19 protein-coding genes and 1 tRNA gene are annotated in these 21981 nt (G+C 66.6%); 11 read left to right on the top strand and 9 right to left on the bottom strand.

All coding sequences use genetic code 11. The annotated features are described in order from the left end of the window. The first annotated feature begins 373 nt into the window (after positions 1–373). The 6 genes from ASC89_RS22250 to ASC89_RS22225 all read left to right on the top strand — a co-directional run bounded on the left by ASC89_RS22250 (position 374) and on the right by ASC89_RS22225 (position 6444). Positions 374–2266, top strand: a complete 1893-nt coding sequence (locus tag ASC89_RS22250) for an ABC transporter substrate-binding protein (protein WP_056001842.1) — start codon at positions 374–376, stop codon at positions 2264–2266. A 71-nt stretch (positions 2267–2337) separates the two neighbouring features. Continuing rightward, the gene (locus ASC89_RS22245; protein ID WP_056001839.1) at positions 2338–3342 is read left to right on the top strand and encodes an ABC transporter permease; all 1005 of its coding nucleotides are present in this window, start codon (positions 2338–2340) and stop codon (positions 3340–3342) included. A 4-nt stretch (positions 3343–3346) separates the two neighbouring features. Then, complete coding sequence (locus tag ASC89_RS22240) at positions 3347–4201, top strand: ABC transporter permease (RefSeq protein ID WP_056001836.1); 855 nt, start codon at positions 3347–3349, stop codon at positions 4199–4201. 1 nt (position 4202) lies between these two features. Then, complete coding sequence (locus tag ASC89_RS22235) at positions 4203–5234, top strand: ABC transporter ATP-binding protein (RefSeq protein WP_055884144.1); 1032 nt, start codon at positions 4203–4205, stop codon at positions 5232–5234. Then, positions 5231–6070 (top strand): ABC transporter ATP-binding protein, encoded by an 840-nt coding sequence (locus tag ASC89_RS22230; RefSeq protein WP_056001833.1) that lies wholly within the window; start codon positions 5231–5233, stop codon positions 6068–6070. Before ASC89_RS22235 ends, ASC89_RS22230 begins: the two co-directional genes overlap by 4 nt. A gap of 155 nt (positions 6071–6225) precedes the next feature. After that, entirely contained in the window at positions 6226–6444 is a 219-nt protein-coding gene (locus ASC89_RS22225; RefSeq protein ID WP_055884139.1) for a hypothetical protein, read from the top strand. A 115-nt stretch (positions 6445–6559) separates the two neighbouring features. On the opposite strand, the gene ASC89_RS22220 is transcribed toward ASC89_RS22225, so the two are convergent. Both ASC89_RS22220 and ASC89_RS22215 read right to left on the bottom strand, forming a co-directional pair. Beyond that, positions 6560–6636, bottom strand: a tRNA-Met gene (locus ASC89_RS22220). A gap of 165 nt (positions 6637–6801) precedes the next feature. Continuing rightward, complete coding sequence (locus ASC89_RS22215; protein ID WP_055884097.1) at positions 6802–8709, bottom strand: heparinase II/III-family protein; 1908 nt, start codon at positions 8707–8709, stop codon at positions 6802–6804. Positions 8710–8825: 116 nt separating this feature from the next. On the opposite strand from ASC89_RS22215, the gene ASC89_RS22210 reads away from it, so the two are divergent. Next, entirely contained in the window at positions 8826–10067 is a 1242-nt protein-coding gene (locus ASC89_RS22210; RefSeq protein WP_156384723.1) for a glycoside hydrolase family 5 protein, read from the top strand. A 196-nt stretch (positions 10068–10263) separates the two neighbouring features. On the opposite strand, the gene ASC89_RS22205 is transcribed toward ASC89_RS22210, so the two are convergent. Genes ASC89_RS22205 through ASC89_RS22195 form a run of 3 tightly spaced genes read right to left on the bottom strand, consistent with a single transcriptional unit; the run spans position 10264 to position 11814 of the window. Then, positions 10264–10938 carry an MIP/aquaporin family protein gene (locus ASC89_RS22205; RefSeq protein WP_055884093.1) on the bottom strand — a complete coding sequence of 225 codons (675 nt, stop codon included), beginning with the start codon at positions 10936–10938 and terminating at the stop codon, positions 10264–10266. Next, the gene (locus ASC89_RS22200) at positions 10935–11465 is read right to left on the bottom strand and encodes an arsenate reductase ArsC (protein ID WP_055884090.1); all 531 of its coding nucleotides are present in this window, start codon (positions 11463–11465) and stop codon (positions 10935–10937) included. Before ASC89_RS22200 ends, ASC89_RS22205 begins: the two co-directional genes overlap by 4 nt. Beyond that, entirely contained in the window at positions 11455–11814 is a 360-nt protein-coding gene (locus ASC89_RS22195; protein ID WP_055884088.1) for a helix-turn-helix transcriptional regulator, read from the bottom strand. The genes ASC89_RS22200 and ASC89_RS22195 overlap by 11 nt, the downstream gene beginning before the upstream one ends. A 195-nt stretch (positions 11815–12009) precedes the next feature. Here ASC89_RS22195 and ASC89_RS22190 point away from each other — a divergent pair, with 195 nt between their 5' ends. Genes ASC89_RS22190 through arsK form a run of 3 tightly spaced genes read left to right on the top strand, consistent with a single transcriptional unit; the run spans position 12010 to position 15024 of the window. Further along, positions 12010–12336, top strand: coding sequence for a helix-turn-helix transcriptional regulator (locus ASC89_RS22190; RefSeq protein ID WP_055884085.1), 327 nt, complete (start codon positions 12010–12012; stop codon positions 12334–12336). A 49-nt stretch (positions 12337–12385) separates the two neighbouring features. Further along, the gene (locus tag ASC89_RS22185) at positions 12386–13789 is read left to right on the top strand and encodes an NAD(P)-binding domain-containing protein (protein WP_055884082.1); all 1404 of its coding nucleotides are present in this window, start codon (positions 12386–12388) and stop codon (positions 13787–13789) included. A gap of 14 nt (positions 13790–13803) precedes the next feature. Next, positions 13804–15024 carry an arsenite efflux MFS transporter ArsK gene (arsK, locus tag ASC89_RS22180; RefSeq protein ID WP_055884078.1) on the top strand — a complete coding sequence of 407 codons (1221 nt, stop codon included), beginning with the start codon at positions 13804–13806 and terminating at the stop codon, positions 15022–15024. A 192-nt stretch (positions 15025–15216) separates the two neighbouring features. Here the strand turns inward: arsK and ASC89_RS22175 are convergent, their stop codons facing one another. The 3 genes from ASC89_RS22175 to ASC89_RS22165 all read right to left on the bottom strand — a co-directional run bounded on the left by ASC89_RS22175 (position 15217) and on the right by ASC89_RS22165 (position 18832). Further along, positions 15217–16632, bottom strand: coding sequence for a hypothetical protein (locus ASC89_RS22175; protein WP_056001830.1), 1416 nt, complete (start codon positions 16630–16632; stop codon positions 15217–15219). An 11-nt stretch (positions 16633–16643) separates the two neighbouring features. Beyond that, positions 16644–17639: a GNAT family N-acetyltransferase gene (locus tag ASC89_RS22170; RefSeq protein WP_082533521.1), complete on the bottom strand. Its 996-nt coding sequence runs from the start codon at positions 17637–17639 to the stop codon at positions 16644–16646. A 95-nt stretch (positions 17640–17734) separates the two neighbouring features. Beyond that, positions 17735–18832 carry a glycosyltransferase family 4 protein gene (locus ASC89_RS22165; RefSeq protein WP_082528371.1) on the bottom strand — a complete coding sequence of 366 codons (1098 nt, stop codon included), beginning with the start codon at positions 18830–18832 and terminating at the stop codon, positions 17735–17737. Between the two features lie 224 nt (positions 18833–19056). On the opposite strand from ASC89_RS22165, the gene ASC89_RS22160 reads away from it, so the two are divergent. Then, complete coding sequence (locus ASC89_RS22160) at positions 19057–20496, top strand: lipopolysaccharide biosynthesis protein (protein WP_056001824.1); 1440 nt, start codon at positions 19057–19059, stop codon at positions 20494–20496. 490 nt (positions 20497–20986) lie between these two features. Here the strand turns inward: ASC89_RS22160 and ASC89_RS22155 are convergent, their stop codons facing one another. Beyond that, positions 20987–21481 (bottom strand): hypothetical protein, encoded by a 495-nt coding sequence (locus ASC89_RS22155; RefSeq protein WP_056001819.1) that lies wholly within the window; start codon positions 21479–21481, stop codon positions 20987–20989. Positions 21482–21981 lie beyond the last annotated feature (500 nt).

The raw sequence follows: 21981 nt of genomic DNA, 5'->3' as shown, positions 1-21981 counted from the left end.
GGCGCTGCTGCGCCGGACCCCTCCCGAGGTCTGGCCGATCGCGGTGTCATGACCAGGCGACTTTTCTCGCGAGGAGAAGCTTCGCCATCGCTGTCGCAACCTATGGCAAACAGCTATTTTGTCAATAATACGTTCGGACGCACGGTACGCAGAAGCGCTGTCATGTCAGGATTTCCGGCATTTTCTGCGGATTTTTGCGGAAGAGGGTTGCCGAGTGCGTGCAAATTGTCGATAAAGATCGCCGTGAGACCGTTGCCTGCCAGGCGCTTCCGGGACCTCGATAGCGAGGCCAGGAAGGCAGGCTCGGGTCTCTAAGTCTTTCATCGATCCGACGAAAAACGGGGCTCGCCTGCGAGCCGGGAGGAACAGCAAGATGAAGTTTCTAAGGACAATCGCCGTCGCGGCGGTGGCGTCATTATTGGCGCTGCCGGCCTTGGCGCAGGATTTTATCGCCGGCATTCCGCGTAACGAGGCGCTGATCATTCAGGGGCCGACGGCGCAGAACGCCGACTGGTTCAACATCTGGGCGCCGGGCGGCGGCGCCACCACGAACGGCACGCAGCAGCTATCGGCTGACACCTTCTGGTTCATCAACCCCGAGGGTGGCCCCAACCCCTGGCAGAACGCGCTCGCCACCGAGCCGCCCATCTACAATGCCGACTTCACCGAGATGACGGTCAAGCTGCGCCAGGGCGTCTACTGGAGCGACGGCGTCGAGTTTACTGCCGATGACGTGGTCTACACCGTCCAGACGCTGATCGATCACCCCGGCATGAACTGGGCAGCAGCATTCGGCGTCAACGTCGCCTCGGTGGAAGCGCCGGATCGCGACACGGTGGTCTTCAAGCTCAAGGCGCCGAACTCACGTTTCCATGCCCTGTTCACAGTGCGCTGGAACGCCGCCTGGATCATGCCCAAGCATATCTTCGAGAAGGTCGCCGATCCGCTGGCCTATGACTTCAACCCGCCGGTATCGCTGAGCGCCTACGTGCTCCACAGCTACGACAAGGCGGGCAACTGGACGATCTGGAAGCTGCGCGACGATTGGCAGCGCACCACGATCGGCATGGATTGGGGCCAGCCGCAGGTGAAGTACGTGGTGTACCGCGCCGCCGGCAACCCCGAAGCCCGCGTCATCGAACAGCGCAACCACAACCTCGACGTGATCAACGACATCACGCCGGAAGGCATGTTCTCGATCATGAAGGATAACCCGAGCGCTGCCGCCTGGCTCGCCGGCTTCCCCTATGCGCATCCCGATCCGACGCTGCCTTCGGTGCTGTTCAACACCAAGAAGGCGCCATTCGACAACAAGGACGTCCGTTGGGCCCTGGCGCTGCTGATCGATATCCGCGCCGTGGCGCTCGGCTCCTATCGCGGTGCGGCGAACCTCTCGGCTCTCGCCACCCCGCCGACCGGGTCGGCGCCCGAGGACTATTTCGTGCCGATGCAGGATTGGCTGACCAATTTCGAGCTGGATACCGGCACCCGCAAGATCAAGCCGTACGATCCGACCATTGCCGAGCAGCTCGCCAAGATGGTGCGCCCGCAATGGGGCGACCAGATCCCGACCGATCCGGAGCAGCTCAAGCGCACCTTCGGCTTCGGCTGGTGGAAGCAGGACGTGCAGGCGGCGACCGAGTTGCTGCAGAAGGCCGGCTTCACCAAGCAGGGCAACCGCTGGATGAAGCCCGACGGCACGCCCTTCACCATCCGGGTGCAGGTCGAAGGCGACGCCATCCCGACGCTGGCCCGCGCCGGCACGGCGATCGCCCAGCAGTGGACCCAGGCCGGCATCGACGCCAAAGTCGACGTTGCCGGACCGACACACGGTCAGCGGCTCGGCACCGGCGACTTCGAGACGGTCATTGCCTGGTCGATCGAGACCTGGGGCGGCCACCCCGACCTCAGCTTCTTCCTCGATAGCTATCACTCGGAGTTCATCAAGCCGGTGGGCGAGATCCAACCGCCGCGCAACCTGCAGCGCTGGGAGGATCCACGCCTCGACGAGATCATCGAGCGCAACCGCACGGTCGCCTTCGACGCACCCGAGGTGAAGCAGCTGGGTCAGGATTTCCTCAAGCTCGCCGTCGAGGAAATGCCGATGATCCCGCTGATGGCCTACAACAAGTTCGCGCCGTTCGACACGACCTACTGGACCAACTACCCGAGCATCGACAACCCGTACTCGGCATCCGGCCCGAACTGGTCGAACATCCGCTACATGGTGGTGAGCCTGAAGGCCGCCACGCCTGCGGCGCAGTAAACCCACAACGCACCTGGACCAGCCGGTAACTCCGGCTGGTCCGCTCCGATCCAACTGATCCGAGAGGCGGGATGCACGGCTTTCTCATCTATCTCATGAAGCGCTTTGGCCAGTTCCTGTTCGTGGTGTTCACGGGCGTGACACTGTCATTCCTTATCGCGCACTTCTCACCGGTCGATCCGATCGAGCAGACGGTGTCGCTGCTCACCAGTTTCGGCAATACCGATCCGCGTTCGGTCGAGTTGCTGCGCGAGTCCCTGCGCGAGCTCTACGGCACGGGTGGTTCGCTGCTCGATCAGTACTTCACCTTCTGGGGCCGCGTCCTGACAGGCGATTTCGGCCCGTCGCTCTCTGCCTTCCCGACCCCGGTGAGCACCGTGATCGGCCGTGCCCTGCCGTGGACGGTCGGGCTGCTGACCCTCGCGACGCTGTTCTCCTGGACCCTGGGAAATCTTTTCGGCGCGCTCGCCGGCTATTTCCGCGACAACCGCCCGCTCAAGGTCCTGGGCGTGTTCGTGATGTCGATGCAGCCGATCCCCACCTACATCGTGGGGCTGAGCATGATCATCGTCTTCGGCTACCTCTGGCCCGTCCTGCCGATCAGCGGCGGGGCGCAACTGAATCTCGAGCCGGGCTTCACCTGGGAGTACGTCTCCTCGGTGATCGTCCACGGCACGCTGCCGGCATTGACGCTGGTCTGTGTCGGGCTGGGCGGCTGGTTCATCTCGATGCGCTCGCTGGTCTCCAACATCGTCACCGAGGATCACGTGGTCTACGCCGAACTGGCGGGTGTCCCCGGCCGGACGATGTTTTCGCAATATGTGGCGCGCAACGCCATGCTGCCGCAGGTCACGGGCCTGGCGCTGACGCTGGGCCATGTGTTCGGCGGCGCTGTCATCGTCGAGTTCGTCTTCAACTATCCGGGGATGGGCAAGCTCCTCGTCGCGGGCATCTATGCCGGCGACTACAGCCTGGTGCTCGGCGTCACCACCATCGCGATCATCGCCGTGGCCACCGCCGTGTTCATCATCGATGTTCTCTATCCGCTCATCGATCCGCGCGTGAAACTGGGGTAGCGCCATGAAGATTCTCATTGACCTCTTGCGCTACAATCGCGAGTTCCTGGTCGGCGCGATCTTCCTCGCAGTGATCCTGGCGCTCGTCGTCGCCTCGTTCTTTGCGCCCTATGACGAGATGATGACCTATGTCGTCATCCCCGACATGCCGCCTTCGGCCGAGTACTGGCTGGGTACCAATTCGCGCGGCCAGGATCTGTTCTGGCAGCTGGCGGCCTCCATGCGGAACACGCTGATGTTCGGCGTTGTCGTGGCCCTGGTCAGCCGCGTCATCGCCATCACTGTCGGCCTCGTCTCGGGCTATCTCGGCGGCCGCGTCGATCAGGTGATCATGGCGATCAACGACACGCTGAACGCGCTGCCCAACATCCCGATCCTGCTGCTCCTCGTGTTCGTGCTGCGCGACCAGATGAGCTGGCCGATCCTCGCGGTCACCGCGGCGCTGCTCGGCTGGCAGCATGACAGCCGGCTGATCCGCTCGGTGGCGCTGTCGCTGCGCAATCGCGAGTTCACCCGCCAAGCGGTGTTCTCGGGCATGCGGACCGGGAAGATCCTGTTCCGCGAGCATCTGCCCTACGTCATGCCGATCGTCTTTTACACCACCATGAACAACCTGATCTGGGCCATCGGCCTCGAGGTGACGCTGTCGATCCTCGGCTTTTCCGACATCAACCGGCCGACCATCGGCGGGATGATCTACTGGGCCAATGCCCACTCGGCGATGGTTGCCGGCATCTGGTGGTGGATCGCGGTGCCGATGGTTTTCGTCGTCATCCTGTTCCTTGGCCTGTTCATGCTGGCCATGTCGGTCAACGAATATATCGATCCGCGCAGCCGGCTCGCCCGGATGGGAGCCTGACATGCACGAAGTTCTCAGCAAGGCCAAAAAGACCGCCGTGGCGCCCAAGAATGTGCTGACCGTCGAAGGGCTTAAGGCCTATTACATCAACGAACACTTCGGGGTGCGCCGCGAGGTGCGGGCGGTCGACGACATCAGCCTCACCGTGCAGCGCAACGAGGTCTACGGCATTGCCGGGGAATCCTCGAGCGGCAAGAGTTCGCTGATCAAGACGCTGGCCGGCGCCATCCGCCCGCCGATGCGGGTGATCGAAGGCTCGGTGAAGTTCGATTTCGGCGGCCAGAGCATCGATGTCTATGGCGAGCCCGAGCAGCTGAAGCCGGCGCGCTGGCGCCACCTCAGCTACATCATGCAGGGCTCGATGAACGTGTTGAACCCGGTGCGCCGGGTGAAGCACTCGTTCCACGATTTCGCCTATCGCCATATGGGGCTGGGTGGCGCGGCGTTCTGGAGCAAGGTGCGCCAGCATCTCGAGCGGCTGGGGCTCGACCCCGATGTGCTCGAAGCCTTCCCGCACCAGCTTTCGGGCGGCATGCGGCAGCGCATCACCATTGCGCTCGCGACAGTGTGCGAGCCCGAGTTCATCATCGCGGACGAGCCCACCACGGCGCTCGATGTGCTGGTGCAGCAGGATGTGCTGGGCCTGATCAAGGATGTGCAGGCCCGCATGCAGGCCTCGATCATCTTCGTCACCCACGACATGAGCGTCCACGCGGCGATCACCGATCGGCTGGCCATCATGTATGCCGGGCGGTTGGCGGAGGAGGGGGCGACCCAGGCGCTGTTCGACAATCCGCAGCATCCCTATACCGCGCACCTGATCGGCAGCCTGCCGCGCATCGGCGATGTGCGGGTGCGCAAAAGCCTGCCGGGCAAGCCCCCCGCGCTCTCCGATCCACCGAGCGGCTGCCGCTTCCATCCGCGCTGCCCGCTCGCCATCGAGCGTTGTTCCAGGGAGGTCCCGCTCATGCAGCCCAGCGCCACCGGCGGCCGTGTCGCCTGCTTCCGCGCCGGCGAGGTGGTGGCAGCATGACCGACCTGTTGCGGCTCGACCATGTCACCAAGCTCTTCCCGGTCGGCGGGTTTTTCTCCCGCCGCTCGATGAAGGCGGTGGACGATGTCAACTTTGCGCTCAGCGCCGACAAGCCCGAGATCTTCGCCATTGTCGGCGAATCCGGCTCCGGCAAATCGACCCTCGCCAAGATGATGCTCGGTAATGAAGTGCCGAGTTCTGGGCAGCTCAGTTTCGACGGCACCGACGTCGCGGCGATCCGCGGCCGGGCGGCGCGCGAGGCCTTCATGGCCAAGGTGCAGCCGGTGTTCCAGAACCCGTTCGAGGCGTTCAACCCGTTGACGCGGCTCGACGAATACCTGTTCGCTACCGCCCATCGCTTCCTCGGCGCCAGCAACCGCGGGGCCCGCGAAGCCGCTGCCGACGCGGCCCTGCAGCGGGTCGGGCTATCGCTGGCCGAGGTGCGTGGCCGCTATTCGCACGAGCTCTCCGGCGGCCAGCTGCAGCGCATCGCGGTGGCCCGCGCGCTGATCCCCAACCCCAAGCTGATCGTCGCCGACGAGCCCGTCTCGATGGTCGATGCGTCGCTCCGCATGTCGATCGTCAACCTGTTCCGCGACCTGCGCGACGAGCTGAAGGTCTCGATCATCTACATCACCCACGATTTGGCGACCGCCTACTACATCTCGGACCGGGTGATCATCATGCAGAAGGGCAAGGTGATCGAAAGCGGCGACGCGCGCACGGTGCTGGAACACCCGACCCAGCCCTACTCGATCGCCCTGAAGGGCGCGGTGCTGCCGCCGGACCCGGCGGCGGCCTCGGCGATCATCCGGGGGCGGCAGGTGGTGGCGTAGGGGGCGTGCATCGGAGGAGCTGGCTCAGGTTCTGGCGATGGGCACGCGGCCTAAATGCGCGTCGACGGCATCAACCACCTTGCGCGCCAGCGGCAGGTTCTCCTTCTCCGCGGCCCAGACCTTATGGAAGCGTGCGACTGTCTCCCGCGCTCCTGGTGGCCCTGATCTGGATCCTGGGTTCGTTGGCGGTCGGCGTGGATTTCCTACACAGCCTTCTTCCCGACGACCTTGCCTTTCGCCCCGACCGGATCCTTGGCCTGATCGAAGAGGGAGGCGAGATGCTCGTCGTCTCAGCCGCCAATGCTTACAGCGCATATCTTCTGCGATGGTATTTCCGAGCCGCAGAGCCGAACGCGGGTGAGGTCGGAGGCTGATCGAGGCTCACCGCACCATCAGTCGGGTTTCCCTTTCCCGCTTCGCGGGGGAGGGATTGCACGGCCGTGCGTCTGTCGCGCGGCTTCGGCCGGTGCCCGGCGATTTTAGGGGATCTGGTAGCGGAGGAGGGATTTGAACCCCCGACACACGGATTATGATTCCGCTGCTCTAACCAACTGAGCTACTCCGCCCCGAGGTGCGGGCGGTCAGAGACCACCGGCGGGGCGCTATGCGCGGCGCCTTCTTAGGTTTGGCGGGGGTGGGTGTCAAGCGTTGCCGCTAGGAAGCGGATAGGGAGCAGCGAATAGCCGGTAGCGAATGGATTCCCTGCCTGCTCGCTAGTGGCTGCGCACCACTCACTTGGCGACGCTGATCCTGGTCACCACCCCATCCGGTCCGATATTGCCGCGCCAGACGATGCGGTCGGCGGGGAGTTTTTCGCCGAAGCGCGGGGCGACCCAGCCGCCGGGGCCGGGGGTATCGCCGCCGCGGGCCACGGCGATGGCGGGGGAGGGGAAGCGGAGCGTCAGCACGGGGGCGCCGGCGCGCTGTACCAGTACCGTGTCGCCGTCGATCCGGGTGTCGAGATCGCCTGCCAGCTGGAACACCAGTTCGGCTTCCTCGGTGCCGCCGTTGAGTTTGTCGGTGATGGCGAAGCCATCGGGGCCGGGCGCGATGCGACGCTCGTGGGTGACGCCGAAGGCCTTCACATAGCCGTCATGGCTGGCGTGCAGCGGGCCGAGCCAGAGCGCACTTGCCTTGTCGGACCAGTTGAAGGCGCCGGAGATGCGGCTCTGGTTGTGGCCGTAAAGGGTCAGCGTGTTGTGCGCGGGCGTGCCGCGGAACCAATCGCGCCAGGCGCCGCCCGAGCCATAGAGATACGTACCGGGGTCGACCAGCACCGGCTGGCCGTCGAGCGCGAGGGTGACCGAGAGCGCGTCGGCATGGCCATGCGCGGCGATCGAGAGGTAACCGAGCGGCCCATGGTCGAAGCTGAGCGTGGCCGCGTGCCCGGCGAGGGATCCGCGCCAGACCGTGAGGCCGCCATCGGAGAAGGTGGTGAGGCCATCGGGCGGGGTGGAAACCGCCGATGGCTGGCCGAAGATGGCGCTGCGGAGGTCGCCCGGCGCTGGGGTCATGCCGGGGATGCCGAGGAAGCCAGCAATGGCGCTGGCGATGAACCCGATATAGCCGGGCTCGTCGCCCCCCAGCGTCAGCACCCGGCCCTCGTCATCATCGCCCAATGCAGGAGGTGGCTCGCCAAGTGAATCAATAAAGCTGGCGAAGGCGCTGATCCGGTTGTCGAAACTCTCGGGAAACGGAACGCCGGCCGCCCGCGCCGCGAAGGCGCAGAGCAGGGCCAGCTCGACGGTGAAGGCAGCATAGGTCGGGGTCTGCTCGGCGCCGCTGCCATCGGCGAGAATCTGCCGATCGATCTCGGCGATGAGCGCCGCGCGGGTCGCCGGCGGTTCGGTGCCATAGGCGAGGCCGATGAGGTATTCGCCCGCCAGCTCCGCCACCAGGTGGTTATTGGCCGACGAGAATTTTGAGGGGAAGCGCGGCAGCCAGAAGCGGCTGGCGGCGAGGATTTCGCCGATCATCCGCCTGGCGCCAGGGCTCAGGCTGTCCCCGGCGAGGCTCGCGACGACGATGAGGCTGATGGCGCGCAGCGCCACCTCGATGCCCGAGGCCCAGGCGACGCCGCGGAAGGGCGGGTTGGCGGCGTGCCAGCTGGCAATGGCGGCCTCGATGGCAGCAAGCGCCCCGGCATTATCGGTGAGCAGCACCTCGGCGGCGAGCGGCACGAGCCACTGCAGCCGGTTGAGCTCCCAGACATACTTGATGTCGCCACGGCTGCCATCGTGGCGGAAATCGATCTCCAGCGCATAGGCCTCGGGGCCGGGCCAGGCGCCGGAGGTGACCGGGTCGAAGCGCCAGAGGGTTTGGGGGAACAACTCAGCCGGGTTGCGCGCCGGCCAGTCACGGCCGAGCGCGCTGAAGCGGCCGGCCAGTGTGTTGGCGGCAGCGGCGGCGATGGCGGTGCGGGTGGCTTCGTCGGCGCCCGCGAGGCGGTCGCGCAGGCCGGGCAGGGTGGGGAGGGTGGTGAGGGTGGTGAGGGTGGTGAGGGTCTGGGGCGCGGGGTAGCGGGCCCAGCCTTCATGCCGGCCCTTCGAAATGCGCTGCTTTGCCGCCTCGCCGAGGCGGTGCAGCACCTCGGCCGGCTCCATGCTGCGCAGTCGGTTGATGTACCAGCCGAGCTTCATCGGCGCCCCCAGCGTTTGACGTCTGATACACCATAGAGGGCGATTTCGGCGCGGGTGAAACCTCGGCATCGCATCGTGCGGTTAACATCGGCGCGGGCGCGATGCGGAGAGATGCGATGACCACGATCTGGCGGATGATGGTGCTGCTGCTGGCGCTAGTGGCCGGCAGTGCCGTCGCCGCGCCGCTGCCGTTGCACCGCGGGGTCAACATCCACCAGTGGCTCAACTGGTCGCCGCTCGCCGCAGATGGCAGCTATCGCTGGCCACCCTACCAGTCGGTGGCCGACTGGCTGGCGGGCGGGCGCTCGGCCAGCGACTGGCCGGCCTCCGATCCCTTTACCGATATCCGGGCGTTGGGCTTCGATTATGTGCGGCTGACGGTCGATCCGGGGCCGCTGCTGGCGACTGAGGGCGAGCGGCGCCAGGAAGCGCTGGCGGTGCTGGCCGATGCGGTGACGAAGCTCCTGGGCGCCGACCTCAGGGTGGTGCTCAACCTCCACTCGGTGTCGCAGGTGCCGCAATACAGCATGGACGTGGTCAATGGGCCCGCCGGCTCCGACGCCATTGCCGGCTATATCGCCATGGTCGCCGATGTCGCGCGCATCCTAGCGCCGTTCGGAAACGACCGGGTGGCGATCGAGCCCTATAACGAGCCGGCGCATTACCCCTGCGACGCCTCGGGCAGCGAGGATTGGCAGCAGATCATGACGGCGACGGTCGCGGCGGTGCGCGCCGTCAGCACCGAGCTCACCATTGTCGCCACCGGCGGCTGCGGAGGCAGCATTACCGGGCTGACCGATATCCGCCCCGGGTTCGACGACCCCAATATCCTCTACAGCTTCCACATGTACGAGCCGCACAGCTTCACCCACCAGCGCGCTGATCGTGAAAGCGATTTCGCCTCAGGCCTGCCCTGGCCGGCGAGCTCGGGCTCGGCCGAGCTGACGGTCGAAATGCTGAAGGCGCATATGATGGCGGCGGGGCTCAGCGAGGCGGAGCAGGCGCGCAACCTTTCGGCGGTGGGCGGGGCGATCGATGAGTATTTCGCCGAGAATTGGGACGAAGCGCGGCTCAAGGCGCGGGTCGGCGAGGCGGTCGACTGGGCCAAGGCCAACGCCATCCCGCCCGAGCGGCTGTTCATGGGCGAGTTCGGAGTGATCCTGATGACCCCGGACGGCCGCATGGGCGCCTTCAATTCCGACCGGCTGCGCTACCTCACGACGCTGCGCCAGACCGCGGAGGCGAATGGGATTCCCTGGGCGATCTGGGAATATGCCAACCCCTATGGGATGAGCGTGATCGAGCCGACAGGGCCGGCAGTGCCGGACCGGGAGATGCTGGGGGCGCTGGGGTTGTAGGGGGGCCGCATTCCAGTGGAGCATGACCACTGGTGCCCGCAGTCGACCGTGGTAGGCACAGAGCTGGCCCACCCACCGGCTGTCATCCCAGCGAAAGCTGGGACCCATCTACTTGCTTGCGCTGCGGCGAGTTGGGTCCCCCAGCTTTCGCTGGGATGACACCGAGTTTGGGGAGGTAGCGGCGCTCAACCGAACCTCAGTGACTATCAGAACCCGCCTCGACCCGCACCCACAACCACCGCACCAATCCATACGCCAGCAACCCGCCGACCAGCTGCGCCGCGACGAACGGCAGGACGTCGCTCGGGCGGATGCCGGCGAACGTATCGCTCAGCGCTCGGGCCAGGGTCACTGCCGGGTTGGCGAAGGAGGTTGAGGCGGTGAACCAGTAGGCGGCGGTGATGTAGAGGCCGACGGCCCAGGGGATGTCGGTGGGGCGGCGCTGGCCGAGGAGGATCACCAGCAGCAGCCCGAAGCTGGCGACGATCTCGGAGAGCCACTGGCCCACCCCCGAGCGGGGGGTGGTGGAGAGGGCGATGGGGGCGAGGTCGAACATCAGGTTGGCGAGGATCGTGCCGGCGACGCCGCCGGCCAGCTGGGCCAGCACGTAAGGCGCGAGCCTTGCCCATGGCAGCCGGCCGCCGAGCGCCGCGACCAGCGACACCACCGGGTTGAGATGCGCGCCGGAGATCGGGCCGAGCAGCATGATCAGCACCACCAGCATGGCGCCGGTGGGGAGCGTATTGCCGAGCAGGGCCAGCGCCACATCGTCGGTCAGCCGGTCGGCCATGATGCCCGAGCCGACCACCGTCGCGACCAAGAGCGCGGTGCCCAGCGCCTCGGCCGCGAGCGGCCGGAGAGTGTCGGTCATGCGGCGCCCGAGGCCTTGGTGGTGCTGCCGTCCATGGCGCCGATGCCGCGCAGCTTGCTGCCCAGCGCCATGTTGTCGATGCTTTGGAGCGGCAGGTTGACGAAGGCGGCGATGCGGTTGCGCATGAAGCGCAGCGCATCCTCGAAGGCGGCGCGGCGGGCAAATTCCGGACCATCGACGGCGGCGGGGTCTTCGATGCCCCAATGCGCCGTCATCGGCTGGCCCGGCCAGATCGGGCAGGCTTCGCCCGCCGCGTTGTCGCAGACGGTGAAGACGAAATCCATCTTCGGGGCGTCCGGCACGGCGAACTCGTCCCAGGCCTTGGAACGGAGGCCCTCGGTGGAGATGCCGGCTTCCTTCAGCACCGCGAGGCTCATCGGGTGGACCTGGCCCTTGGGCGTGCTGCCGGCCGAATAGGCATGGAAGCGGTCGCCGGCCACGTGGTTGAGCAGGGCTTCGCCCAGGATCGAGCGGGCCGAGTTGCCGGTGCAGAGGAACAGGACATTGTAGATGCGGTCAGCAGGCATTGCTGGTGGCTCCCGGAGTGCAGCAGGGGGTGAATTCGGCGACGAGTGGCTGGCAGAGCTCAGGGCGGCCGCCGCAGCAATCGGAAACGAGGAAACTGGCCACCTCGCGCACCCGATCGAGCTCGGCGCGGTAGATGATCGAGCGGCTGTGCCGCTCGGCGGTGACGAGGCCGGCGCGGGTGAGCACCGCGAGGTGGCTCGACATGGTGTTCTGCGGCACCTCGAGCCGGCGCGCCACTTCGCCGGCCGGCAGGCCGTGCGGCTCATGCGCCATGATCAGGCGGAAGGCGTCGAGCCGGGTCGCCTGGGCGAGGGCGGTGAAGACGTCGATGGCATCGGTGTTTTCCATATATCGGGATTTACCGATATGTTGGCTGGCGGGCAAGTGAAGGTTTTATGACGGCAGGTGGTCGGCAGTCGGCAGTCGGCAGTCGGCAGTAGAAGAGCGATCTGCTTCGACTGCCGACTGCCGACTGCCGACTGCCTGTTTCCACAATCATCGAAATAGCCTTGACACGCCCATCCGGCGGCCTATGCTATTTCCATGAACATCGAAACAGCAGCAGCGCAGCTCGAAGCCCTGGGCAACCCGACCCGGCTCAACATCTACCGCACCCTGGTCAGGGCCGGCGGCAGCGGTTTGCCGGTGGGTAAGCTCCAGCTGAAGCTCGATATCGCGGCGTCGACGCTGTCGCATCACATCAGGAAGCTGGTCGAGGTCAACCTCGTCAGCCAGGAACGGCAGGCGACGACACTGATCTGCCGGGCCAATTATGCCAGCATGAATGGGTTGCTCGGCTATCTCGCCGATGAGTGCTGTATCGACGAAACCGGCGCCTGCGCGCCGGCAGCCAGCGAGGTGGCGGCCTGAGGCCTCCCCTTTTTGTCCTATAATTCTAACTTTCTAGAAGGATCGAATCATGAGGAACATGCATCTTCCGGTTGCGGTCATCGGCGCCGGTCCTGTGGGTCTTGCCGCGGCGGCGCAACTGGTGTCGCGGGGGCTGACGCCGATCATCTTCGAGCGCGGCGCGTCGGTCGGCGCGTCGCTGCTCGAATGGTCGCATGTGCGGGTGTTCTCGCCGTGGGAATACAATATCGATGCGGCAGCCAGGGCGCTGCTCGAGGCTGCGGGGTGGGAGGCGCCCGAGTCGACCGAGCTGCCGACCGGCGGCGAGATCGTGGCGCGCTACCTGCAGCCGCTGGCTGAGCTGCCCGCCATCGGCACCGCGCTGCGGCTCGGCGCGACGGTGACGGCGATTACCCGGCGGGGCCTCGACAAGGTGTCGAACAGCAACCGCGACACGACGCCGTTCGAGATCCGCTGGACCGATGCCGATGGCGTCGAGCGGGCCACGGCGGCGCGGGCGGTGGTCGATGCTTCCGGCACCTGGACGCGGCCCAACCCGATGGGGGTGGATGGGCTGGTGGCTCCGGGAGAGCGTTCGCTCGGCGACCGCATCGCCTATGGCATTCCTGATGTCATGGGGGCGCAGCGGACCGATTATGCCGGCCGCACCACGCTGGTGGTGGGCGGCGGGCACTCGGCCATCAACACGGCGCTGGCGCTGCTCGCTTTGCAGGACGCGGCACCCGATACAAAGATCCTCTGGGCGCTCAGGCGCAACCGGCTCGATCGGCTGCTCGGTGGCGGGCTCAACGACCAGCTGCCCGAGCGCGGCGCGCTGGGCCTCAGGGCGCGGGCGGCGATCGACGCCGGGCGGCTGCAGATCCTCGCGCCGTTCGCCGCGACCGGGCTCGCCCGCTCTGCGGAGGGCGTGACGGTCAGCGGCACCCTCGGGCTGGCGCCGCTGACGCTCGAGGTCGATCGCGTCATCGTCGCCACCGGTTTCCGGCCCGACCTGCAGCTGCTCAGCGAGCTGCGCGTCGGCATCGATCCGGCGACCGAGGCGCCGCCGGCGCTGTCGCCGCTGATCGACCCCAATTTCCATTCCTGCGGCACGGTACCGCCGCATGGGGTGGTCGAGCTCACGCACCCGGAAGCCGATTTCTACATCGTCGGCGCCAAGTCCTACGGCCGCGCCCCCACCTTCCTGATGGCCACCGGCTACGAGCAGGCGCGCTCGGTGGTGGCAGAACTCGCCGGCGATCCGGTCGCCGCCCGGCAGGTGCACCTGGTGCTGCCTGAAACCGGAGTGTGCAGCGTTACGCCGGCCGCGCTCGGCGGCGCCGCGTGCTGCGGTGGCCCGGCGCTCGATGCGAGTTCGTGCTGCGTCGCCGATGAGGTCGCCAAGGCCGAGGGCGAAGCCGGCTGCGGCTGCGGGACTCCGGCGGTGACCGAGCCCCTCGTCGAACTCGCCTGAACCTCGGAGCTCCGATGTCTTCCCGCAATTCCGCCGCGATGATCTGGGCGCTCGGCACCACCCAGGTCATCGGCTATGGCACGCTCTATTACGCCTTCAGCGTGCTGGCTCCGGCGATCGGCGCCGAGTTCGGCTGGCCGCCGGAATGGGTGTTCGGGGCGCTGAGTGTGGCCCTCCTGGCGGGGGGCTTCCTCGCCCCTGTGGCCGGGCATCTGGCCGACCGCTTCGGCGCCGCGCGCACCATGGTGGCGGGTTCGGTAGCGGCGGCGCTGCTGCTCGGCGCGGCCGGCCTCGCCGTCGATGGCTATAGTTTTGCCGCGGCGCTGATCGGCATGGAGATCGCCTCGAGCCTCGTGCTCTACGCCACCGCGTTTGCGGCTTTGGTGCAGGCAGGCGCCGAGCAGGCGCAGCGGCGCATCACCTACCTGACGCTGATCGCCGGTTTCGCCTCGACGCTGTTCTGGCCGCTGACCGCGGTGCTGCTCGAGCAGCTGGGCTGGCGGGGCACCTATTTCGTCTTCGCGGCGCTCAACCTTCTGGTCTGTGCGCCGCTGCATTTCTGGCTGGCGCGTGGCGCTTCGGTCGCGGCCGGGCAGGCGGCCGGCAAGTCGCAGCAGAGCGTCGCCGAGGCCGGCGTGCTGCCGCTGGGGCGGCGCAACCTCGCCCTGGGGCTGATCATGGCCGGTTTCGCCATCGAGGGGCTGGTGCTGTCGGGCGTGCTGCTGCAGATCATGCCGCTCCTCCAGGGGCTCAGCCTTGGCGCCGGGGCGCTGATCATCACCACGCTGTTCGGGCCGGCGCAGGTGCTGAGCCGGCTGGTCAACATGCTGCTCGGCCGCGACCTGCCCGCCACCCGGCTCGCCGTCATCGCCGCGGCGCTGCCGCCGGCCGGCCTCGTCGTGCTGGTCACCACCACGCCATCGCTGGTCGGTGCAGTGGTGTTCGCCATCCTGTTCGGGCTCGGCTCAGGCCTCACCAGCATCGTCGCCGGGGTGCTGCCGCTCTATCTGCTCGGCCGCAACCGCTACGGCGCCCGGCTCGGCTGGCTCTCCTCAGCCCGCCAGATCGCCTCCGCCATCGCCCCGTTCCTCCTCGCCGTGGCGATGGGCACGCTCGGCATTGGCGGGGCGCTGTGGGTATCGATCGGGCTGGGGCTGGTGGCGGTCGGGGTGTTCGTTGCGGTGGAAGCGATGGCGTCGCGGCGGGTGGCGGCGGTTTCGGTGGAGCGAGGGTAGGGGGCCGCCGCCTGGCGCAGTGGGGCACTCAAGCTCCCCCACCCACCAGCTGTCATCCCAGCGAAAGCTGGGACCCAACTCGCAACCTTCGCCAGCGGAGAAATGGGTCCCAGCTTTCGCTGGGATGACACCGAGTTTGGGGTGGCCGTGGTGGGTCTGCGGCGGGATGACGCCGATAGGATCAGCCCGCCCTCAGTACTTCGAAATATCCAGCCGCTGATCGATAAAGGCGCGTTTGCCCGCCCGGCCGCCGGCCAGCCGTTCGACCTGTTCGATGGCGAAGACGATCTTGCCGTGGGTGCGCTGGGTCAGGCCGGTGGCGACGCGCAGCGCGTCGCTTTCGCTGCCATCGGCAGTGGGGATGTAGCGGATGGTGCTGTGACCCGGCTGATCCTGGAAGAACTGGTATTCCTCGATGCCCTCGAAATAGCGTGGGTTTTCCGGGGTGAAGTCGATGGTGACGACGCGGTTGCCATCGGCCGAGATCAGGAAATCCGGCTTCCGCCGGGGCGTCAGCCGCTCGACGGTGAGGCGCTGGCCGTTGCCGGGCGTGGGCAACTCGACCAGCGTCGCGCGGTCCTCGGTGTCGTAGCGCAGGAACGGCATGCTCATGCCGGTAAAGCCGGTGCCGACCAGCCGGCCTTCGCGGCCGATCTCGGTGATCGGCTGGCCGGCTTCATCCACCAGCTCGGCGCGGCCATAGAGCGGGTCGAACTGGTAAAAGCCGTCGCTGCTGATCTCCCTGGCGAACAGCACTTTTTCGCTGAGCCCATAGAAATTGGCGATCGGCACGTTGCCGAACACCTCGGTGATGATGCGGCGCTGGTGCGGGTAGAGTGGCTCGGAGATCGGCAGGATACCCTTGAGCGGGCGTTTGGGCAGGCGGCCGATGCGGCACATGTGCCGACACATCAGCTCAATGGCCGAGGGGTAGCCGTAGAGATATTCGAGCTCGTGCTTGTCGATCAGGTCGAGATAGGTGCGCACGTCGTCATGCGTCATCGGGAACACCGAGAGCCGCAGTTCGCGCAGGGCCGGCTCCCATTGCGAAATGCTGGTGCCCTTGGGGTGGAGCCCGAAGCCGCGCAGGACGATCTTGCCGGTCTGTTCGGTAAAGCCGATGCGGCTCCAGTTGTCATAGACAAAGGCCATCTCGCGGGCGCTGCGGTCCTTGTCGAGATAGAAGGTGAACGGCCGCTCGCCGTTCGAGCCGCTGGTATCGCCGCGGTCGGCCTCGCCGCGCGGTACGGTCAGCACGGCCTCGCCGGCCAGCCGCAGCTCTTCCTTGCGCAGGATCGGCAGGCGGGTGAGATCGCTGAGCTCGAACGTCGTCGCGTCGAAACTGCTGCCCAAGGCGCGCTCGATCAGCTCGCGATAGAACGGGCTCAGAGCATGGGCGCGGCCGACAATGGCGCGTAGCGAAGCCAGGTGCTGCGCATCGGCATAGGCAGGGTCGGCGCTGGCCAGCGCGATGCGCTCGCGCCACTTGCGGTAGCTGCCGCCGAATTTCAGCTTGGTCGGCACCAGCGAAATCAGCGGCGCCAGCGAGCGCCGCACCACTTCGGGACTTCGCACATAGGCGCCGCGCGCCACATCCATCAGGCTCATGGTGGTTCCCCCTACCAACTCATCCATTCGCCGGCGAGCTGATACTCGACCGGCTTCATCGTCTGCTTGAAGCGCGTATAGCCGTCGCCGGGCTTCAGCCCGCCGACATCGAAAGTTCTGACGCCGCGGCGGTGCATGTCGCGCAGCACCTGCCACATCAGGAAATTGCCGGCATTGAGCTTGCGGCCAGCGGGGCCGAACCAGCCGACGTGATATTCGGCGTGCGTGCCGAAGCGGACCACCGACATGCCGGCCACCGGCTCGCCCTGGTGCAGCAGTTGGAACACCGAGACATCCTCGGGTGCGGTCACGCGCAGGGCGCGCAGCAGGGTTGGGTCGGCGGCGGTAAAACCGCGCTCTGCCATGTTCTCGGCATGGCGCGCCAGCATCCACTCATAGGTCGCGTCGTCCTGGGCGATGCGCAGCTCGGCGCCGGCCTTTTCGGCATTGCGCACGCGGTTGCGGAAGGTGGACGCGAGGCCGGCCCACAGCGCATCTTCGCCGACGGTCAAATCGATGCGGCCCGATTGCCAGGAGCGGCGGTGGCGCAGGCGATAGCCGGCGCTGCGCAGCAGCGCGTCGCTTGGCGCCCCGAGGGGCAGGGCAGGGGCGATCAAGAGCGGCGCCGTCCAGATGCGGCCCCAGCGGCGGCGGAGCGCGGCATAGACGCCGACGATCTCAGCTGCATCAGGGGCGGCGTCGAGGAACAGTGGACCACGATTGACGCGGTTGACGAGGTGAAGGCCGAAGCGGCGGAACTCGAGCACGGTGGCGATCGCCACCGGCCGGCCGGCCTCGAGGAACACTACGCGCCTGACGGTCCACCCCTTCGCCGCCTTGCCTTCGCCATAGGCGAAGCCCTGTGGCAAGTGCGGGTCGGGGCATGAGGCGATCAGGCTGTCCCACCGGGCCTTGTCGGCCACGAGCTCTGCGGTGATCGCCTCCCTCGCGTCCCCGGTTTTCGCCGGGGAAACTGGTGTAGCGGTGCTCAAGACGTCGTAGGTCATTCCGCATTCCCAAACGCGTCGACCTACCGTTTGCGGCGCGCTGGAACGTGGTAGTCCCGGGCAGGAAAACTGGGAACCAAAAGGTTACCTTAGTGTTAACGCGCGGCGCTTATCCACACCTCGCCCACGGCCCGGGCATAGGGGGTGAGATCGAGCTTTTCGCGGTGCAGCTGCAAGGCCGCAGCGCCCAGCCGATCACGCAGCGGCTTGTCCTCGACCAGCCGGGTCAGCGCCGTGGTCAGGGCATCGACATCGCCCACCGGCACCAATAGGCCGGTTTCCTCGTCGATGACGATATCGGATACCGCGCCGACCGGCGTCGCCACCACGGCGAGGCCGGACGCCATGGCTTCGATGATCGACATCGGCAGGTTCTCGGCAAACGAGGGCAGCACCATGATATCGGCCGAAGCGATCAGTTCGGCGACGCGTTGCGGGCCGACCCAGCCGGGGAGATCGACGCGGTCGGTGAGGCCCAGCTCGGCCGCCTTGCTGCGCGCCGCCTCGACATGGCCGTCGCCGCCGATGGTGGCGCGCCAGCTCTCGAGGTGCTGCATCCGCGCCAGGGCGTCGCCCAGCTGCGGCACGCCCTTGCGGTCGCCGATGCGGCCCAGAAACAGGATGTGCACCCGTTCGCCGCCCCCCACATGCGGCAGGGCTGGCTGCGCCGTGGCGTTGGGCACGATGACGATGCGATCGGCGGCCCGCGGCGCCCGCGCGGCGACGAAATCGCGCCAGACCTGGCCGAGCACCATGGTGTGCGCGGCGCCTTCGAACATTGTCCGGATGTCCCGGCTCAGGCGGCTCTGATCGTCTTTCCAGAACTCCCGATATTCAGCGCCATGCAGATGCAGCACATAGGGGATGGAGAGCAGCCGGGCGAGCCGGGCAATCTGCAGTTTGCGATAGGTGCTGCCGGCGCTGGCGAGATTGATATGGAGCACGTCGAGCCTGCCCATGGCCTTCAAGCCAAGCATGCGCAGCAGGAAGCCGCCGAGGTAGAATGGCGAGAGTGCTATGTGGCCGGGGCCGCGGGTGGCGCCGAAGTGCACCTTGAGGCCGGCAGTGCCTTGCCGCTCGAGCTCGGCGCGGAGGCCGCCCATCACCCGGTCGATGCCACCCTGGCCGGTGCCGCCCGAGGGGGTGGCGACCAGGACGTCGAGGGGTTTGGTCTGTGTGTTCCGCTGCAGCATGAGCGAGCCATAGCGCCCGCCGGGAGCGGGGGGAAGCAAAGGCTCGGGTCAAGGTTTACGGCGGGGTGGTGAGGGGCGGGGCGATGCGCCGGAGCGGCCGGCGAAACCATCGAATTCGATACAATTGCCGCCGTTCACCACCATCCGCTAAAGCGCTGTCGGGTCGGAGCCGAAAGGGTTAAGCGAAAGTGAAGAACATCCCCAATAGGGGAAGGTGACCACCCTTGCTGCTCCGCTCGACCCTGCTCTATACCCCGGCGATCCTGCTGACGCGCCTCTCGGCGCTGCTGATGCTGGTCATCGCGACGCGGCTGATCGACCAGACCGAGTATGGCCTTCTGACCCTCGTCGTCACGGTGGGCGAGCTCACAGATTCCGCGGTCAGCAGCTGGCTGCGCATCGCGCTGCTGCGGCTCGGCGGCAAGGGCGAGATCAGCAATGGCAGCGTGAAGCTCGCGGCGCGGGTGCTGGTGGTCACGACGCTGCTGGGGCTCGTGGTGTCGGTCGCCGGCTCAGTGCTGGTGGCACCCGAGCGCTGGGTCGAGTTCGCCCTGGCGGTGGGCACCTATCTCGCCGTCGGCGCCCTTGGCCGCTTCGCGCTCACCCTGTTGCAGATGCAGCAGCGGCACACCGCCTATTCGCTGCTCGAGTTTTTCCGCGCGGTGCTGCAGCTGGCGCTGCCGATCGCGGCGATCCTCATGATCCACGGCTCGTTCCTCGCGGTGTCGCTGGCCTCGAGCCTCGCCGTGCTGATCGCCGGCAGCGTCGCGCTGGCGCTGGCCAGCCGCCGCGTCGTCATCGGCCCGTCGCGCTTTACTCATCGCGAGCTGTTCGCGCTCGGTATCCCGCTGATCGCGGTCGCCACCATCAGCTTCGGGCTCAACAGCGCCGAACGCGTGCTGCTCAAGCTCTATTACGATGCCGGCGCCGTAGCAGTGTTCGCTGCGGTCTATGCACTGGCGCGACAGCCGATAGATACCATTTCCAACGCCATCAACATGGGGGCTTTCCCCGAGTTCGTCAGCAAGTTCGATACCGAGGGCTCGGCCGCCGCCGGGCGGTTCCTCACGCATCAGATGGCGCTGATGGGGCGGCTCACCTTCCCGGTGGTCGCCATGCTGGTGGCGCTCTCGACTGAAATCGGCGGCCTGCTGCTGCCGGCCGACTACCACCAGAACCTCGGCGCGCTGTTCCCGATCATCGCGCCCAGCGTGCTCTTCGCCAACTTCACCAGCTTCGTGTTCGAGAACGTCTTTCACGCCCACAAGAAGCCCTGGCTGCAGATGGTGGCGCTGGCGCCTGGTTCGGCGGCGACCATCGCGCTGTCGCTGCTGCTGATCCCCGCCTATGCCGAAATCGGCGCGGCGCTGGCGCTCGCCGGCGGCACGCTGGTCGGGCTCATCGCCGCCTGGGCGGTGAGCCACCGCCTCACCCCGGTGCCGATCCCCTATAGGGATCTGGGGATTTCCGTCGCCGTGGCCGCTGCCACCGGCCTTGCCGCCTGGATCGCCAGCGCGCTCCTCGGCGACAGCTGGCCGCTGTTCAAGCTGGCGGCGGGCGGGGTTGCCGGCGGGCTGGTGTTTCTCGGCCTGCAGTCGCTGCTGCACCCCGAAGAGACGCGGGCCCTGGCGGGAAAGGTGCGAGCGAAGCTGGGGATGGCCTAGCCACCCGGTTGTGGACGAGGTTGCAGCGAAGGGGGGGAGACTCACGAGCAACCCCTGGTGCAGCTCCTTCGCTTTCGGCCCCTGAGCATTGACTGCAGCTGCAGTGACGCGGCGCCCGACCGCCCAGTTCACTCTGCGTTGATAAGGTCAGCCAAGGAACGGTCAAGCAACGGCTGGCCATGGGAAATATGGCTGCCCTTCGACCGAACCTCGGAATCACGCCGAAGTGAATAACGCTTGCACGACGCCAGGCCGGCTATACGGGTGGCATGGCAACACCTAGTAGACCGCTAAATCGCTACGCCTTGAGTGACCCGCCACGGCCACAACTGCAGCTGACGCAGAAGGCCTGGACCTGGCTTGGATGCATAGCCTTCAGTGCAGTTATTTGGGTGGCGATTATTAAGCTTGGGCTGGAGATGTTCTGAGGGGCGTGGACGCGCCTTCGCGGCCGGTAGCGCAAGCTCAGAGGAGTCTCCGACCTTTCGGGTTAGTCCGCCGCTCGCGGGGCGGTGAGGCTGTCCTCCATCCGTTCGACAATTGCGTCGAAGCGCTGTCGCTCGCCGGCCGGATAGCTAGCCTCGAAGGCAGAAAGCTGCGAGAGGTCGGGCGAGAACATGAACTTGGCGTAAAAGATCAGGTCATCGCCCCTTGCCTGATCAGCCTGGTAATAGCCCGACACCGCCAGCCAGGAGCGACCGTTTCTGCTGTACGTGATCTCGCGGATGCGCTCCGCACCGGCGAGCACCTGCTCGAACCCGGCGGGCGATCGGCGTTCGGCATTGGTGGCGCAATAGATATCGATCTGGCCTGCGGCATCCTGCTCGATCAGCGTGAGGCCGGTATCGGTTTCTGTGATGTCGAAGCCCGCCGCGGGATACTCTACAGCGTAACCACACGCTGCGTTCCGATACACCGTCCACGCCTCCTGGCCCTGGGCGGTGCTGGCGAGCAAGCCCAGCAGCAATACGAAAAATGCGCGCATGACCCGGGTCCGATCCTGAGAGTGACAGCCTTTCTCAACGAGACTTGCGGGGATGCGTTCCGGCTGTGGTGCCGCTACTGCAAGGCCGGCAGGCCTTCAACTACAGCCCTGCTGCGTATGCGCAGCACCGATTCCAGCGGCAGCGGCACAATGACGTACCCATCGCGCAGAAGACTGCGAAGCAGCCTGCGGCCAACAAGGGCGTTACGTGGCTCCTCGCTCGACGTCACCAACCAGCGCCATTCTTTACCCGCAGGATGCGGAGGGATTACACTGTGCGTATGGGAGCAGATCAAAAGTGGATCACACCCCGCCGAAGAGCCATCTTCAGTTGCATAAATGATGAAGGGCACGTGTTGGGGTGGCTCCGTTCGGCGATGTAGTTTCGATCGGTCACGAGCGACGCGTCGGTATGCGCCTGTCATGTGATGGTGACGGGCGTCTCGCTGTGTCCTGGCTGGAAAACCTGCTCGAGCTCGCTTCGTTCCCGCCAATGCTTG

It is taken from the genome of Devosia sp. Root413D1, assembly GCF_001425235.1.
In the GTDB taxonomy this organism is placed as follows: Bacteria; Pseudomonadota; Alphaproteobacteria; order Rhizobiales; family Devosiaceae; genus Devosia_A.
Note: the sequence above shows the minus strand (reverse complement) of the source record. Positions and strands in the feature narration are given on the sequence as shown.